Source organism: Pseudomonas lactucae (genome assembly GCF_016937615.1).
GTDB classification, from domain to species: domain Bacteria; phylum Pseudomonadota; class Gammaproteobacteria; order Pseudomonadales; family Pseudomonadaceae; genus Aquipseudomonas; species Aquipseudomonas lactucae.
On sequence record NZ_JAFHKI010000266.1, the window covers coordinates 1 to 568 of the forward strand.

Annotated in this window: 1 pseudogene; it reads left to right on the forward strand. The window is 63.4% G+C overall.

The window, feature by feature from the left end:
* A pseudogene (locus tag JWR98_RS29185) lies at nt 1-568 on the forward strand (ATP-binding cassette domain-containing protein); the annotation flags it as partial.

Below are 568 nucleotides of genomic sequence, written 5' to 3' on the forward strand. Positions count from 1 at the left end.
AGGTGGCGCTCAAGGTCGACCGTCTGCTCGGCCCTGGCCTGCGTGAGCCGGTGAGTTTCGAAGTGCGCAAAGGCGAAATTCTTGGCCTGTTCGGGTTGGTCGGGGCAGGGCGCACGGAGTTGTTCCGCCTGCTCAGCGGCCTTGAGCGCGCCAGCGCCGGCAGCCTGGAACTCTGTGGCGAGCCGTTGCAGTTGCGCTCGCCTCGCGACGCCATTGCCGCCGGTGTCTTGCTGTGCCCGGAGGACCGCAAGAAGGAAGGCATCATTCCGCTCTCCAGCGTGGCCGAGAACATCAACATCAGTGCGCGGGCGCCCATTCGACCTTCGGCTGGCTGCTGCGCGACGGTTGGGAAAAGGGCAACGCCGAGCATCAAATCAAGGCGATGAAAGTCAAGACGCCGAACGCCGACCAGAAAATCATGTACCTCTCCGGCGGCAACCAGCAAAAGGCCATTCTCGGCCGCTGGCTGTCGATGCCGATGAAGGTGCTGCTGCTGGACGAACCAACCCGAGGCATCGATATCGGCGCCAAGGCCGAGATCTACCAGGTCATCCATAACCTCGCGGCC